3 protein-coding genes are annotated in these 2,635 nt (G+C 68.0%); all 3 read right to left on the bottom strand.

The window, feature by feature from the left end; all coding sequences use genetic code 11:
* Positions 1–445 precede the first annotated feature (445 nt).
* Complete coding sequence (locus E6J59_19830) at positions 446–754, bottom strand: hypothetical protein (protein TMB15677.1); 309 nt, start codon at positions 752–754, stop codon at positions 446–448.
* A gap of 245 nt (positions 755–999) precedes the next feature.
* Complete coding sequence (locus E6J59_19825; protein TMB15676.1) at positions 1,000–1,428, bottom strand: OsmC family protein; 429 nt, start codon at positions 1,426–1,428, stop codon at positions 1,000–1,002.
* A gap of 67 nt (positions 1,429–1,495) precedes the next feature.
* Positions 1,496–2,635, bottom strand: a 1,140-nt coding sequence (locus E6J59_19820; protein TMB15675.1) for an AAA family ATPase, incomplete at its 5' end; no start/stop codon positions are given.

Raw genomic sequence — 2,635 nt, 5'->3', positions numbered from 1 at the left:
CCCGACGGCTGCGGCGGCTTCCTCAATTGCCCCTGCAACCGGTGCTCCGCCAGATGCGCCAACGGGTCCTTCGCTACATTGACCTGCTCTTCCCCGCTCCGATGCAGTGAGGACTGCCCCGATGAATGCGCCGAGTTCTGCGCAACAGTTCCTAGCGAGTGCGCGACCGCGTTCTGCGTCATGGGTTGCGACTAACGTCTCCCGCGGGCAGTGGGCCGTCCACCTCCGCGTCGTCGGCGTGAAGCATGGCGCGCTCGCCCCGGCGCCCGCAGGCGCGTTCGTGCTCCTGAACGCGGTTCCCTTCACGGCTCACCTGCGCGATGAACACGCGGCCATCGCAGCGGCGGCACTGGACGATCTCGGATCATCTCGCGGAGGCAGTAAGGGGAGCACGGAGCCAAGGAGGACCCCCATGGCAGGAGTTGTGAGACTCCGGGTCCCCCGCTTAGAGCGCGGTCTCTAGGATCGTGTACGACATCGGCGACGAGGGGCCGCTGGAGACCGCAAGTCTCAGCCACGGCGACAGCGGGGACGTGACTAACCCGACCGCATCGCCCGTGCCCGAGTGCACGACGTAGGCGCCCGTCCCGTCGCTGCGCTGCAAGCGCTGGAACGGCGCGGTGCCCGACGTCAAGGCGAACGCCTCCGTCTTCTGCGGCGGAAACCCGATGACGTGCCGCATCGGGTTCTGCAACGCGGGCTTCGCCGACTGCAACATGACCGATGCCGACGGGTGCGAGATGAGCCTGAACACGGATTCCAACTGCGGCAGCTGCAACTTCCAGTGTGCGCCGGGGACGAGCTGCGTGAGAGGCACCTGCCAGTAGCCCCCATGCGGGCTTCTGGCCGCCCAGGAGGAGCGGGAAGCGACCTGCGGGCGCCGGGACGTCGTGCGGCGCCGTGTCGACCGTGGTCCCGGCGGGCGGCGGCACGGCCGCCGGGTACCAGATGCGCGCGTCGATGCGCCGCTCGGCACCGAACGGAGCGGAGAAGTACCTGCTAGAGCAGCCGCGCGTTCAGGTGAATCTCCGTGCCCGCCAGCGCCTTCGACACGGGACAGTTCCGCTTGGCATCGAGCGCATTCTTGTGAAAAGTCGCCTCGTCAATGCCAGGAATGTCGGCCTCGGTCTCCAGCTCGATCCTGGTGATGGAAAACCCCTCGCCGACCCTCTCCAGCGTCACCTCCGCACCGGTGTGGATGCGCGTCGGCGTGAGGCCCGCCCGTGAAAGCTGCGCGGTCAGTGCCATCGTGAAGCACCCGGCGTGGGCAGCGCCGATCAACTCCTCCGGGTTGGTCGCCGCTTGGCCTTCTTCAAATCGGGATTTGAACGAATACGGCCCGTCAAAGGCGCCGCTGCCGACTCTCAGCCGCCCGCTGCCTTCGGCGAGATTGCCCTTCCATTCCGCTTCTGCCTTCCGTGTTGGCATGGAGCCTCCCTTCGCTGTGCCAGCGTTTCGATCCCGAACGACGATGCCGACATGGCCGGCGGTTGGCTCACGCCGTGGAGCGATCGATGCCGAGCTTCTGTATCCGCGATTGGAGCGTGGTGCGCTTGAGGCCCAGGCGGGCGGCGGCCCCCTGCGGACCTCCGAGTACCCAGTTGGTCTCGCGCAGCGCGCGGAGAATGGCCTCGCGCTCCGTCGCCTCGAGCGTGGTGGCGCCGCCGGACGGCGCGACGGCGCGACCGCGGAACTCCGACATGGGCACGCGAAGGGTGGGCCCGCTCGTCAGGATGACGGCGCGCTCGATGGCGTTCTCGAGCTCCCGCACGTTTCCCGGCCAGGCATAGCGTGAGAGCGCCGTCATGGCGTCTGCGGGGATGGTCTCGATGCGCTTGTTCATGCGACGCGCGAACTTCTGCACGAAGTACCGGACCAGCGGCGGAATGTCCTCTGGCCGCTCGCGGAGCGGCGGAAGCGTGATCGGGAAGACGTCCAGGCGATAGTACAGATCGTTCCGGAACGTGCCGGCGGCGACCATCTCTTCGAGGTTCCGGTTCGTGGCTGCGACTACTCGGACGTCGACGCGCTTCGTACGCGTGCTACCGAGCCGCTCGAACTCCCGCTCCTGGAGCACCCGCAGCAGCTTCGGCTGCAGCTCGAGCGGGATGTCGCCGACCTCGTCGAGGAAGAGCGTTCCGCCGTCGGCCAGCTCGAAACGGCCGATCCGCTGCGCGATGGCCCCGGTGAAAGCGCCGCGCTCGTGGCCGAACAGCTCGCTCTCGAGCAGGCCCGTCGGGATGGCGGCGCAGTTGACCTTGACGAACGTCCGCCCTCGGCGCCCGCTCAGGTCGTGAATGGCACGGGCGATCAGCTCCTTGCCGGTGCCCGTCTCGCCGCGGATGAGCACGGCCGAGTCGGTCGGCGCGACCGTCTCCGCCTGGTGCAGCACGCGTTTCAGCGACGCGGACTCGCCGATGATGTCCTCGAAGTTGTACTCGGTGCGGATCTCGTCCTCGAGGTAGACCTTCTCCGCGGCGAGCTTGTCCTTGAGCTGGGCGATCTCCTGGAACGCGAGCGCGTTCTCGACCGAGAAGGCGACTTGGCTCGCCACGGAGGCCAGGAGCTCCGTGTCGCAATCGGTGAACGCCTCGCCGCCGAGCCGGCCGATGCTGAGCGTCCCCAGCCGGCGGTC

It is taken from the genome of Deltaproteobacteria bacterium, assembly GCA_005879795.1.
Lineage (GTDB): Bacteria > Desulfobacterota > Binatia > DP-6 > DP-6 > DP-6.
The sequence above is the reverse complement of the archived record's forward strand: the minus strand, read 5'-3'. Positions and strand labels throughout refer to the sequence as shown.

Excerpts from the sequence above, each read along its gene's own strand:
- E6J59_19825 (TMB15676.1), bottom strand. The coding sequence starts at position 1,428 with ATGCCAACACGGAAGGCAGAAGCGGAATGGAAGGGCAATCTCGCCGAA.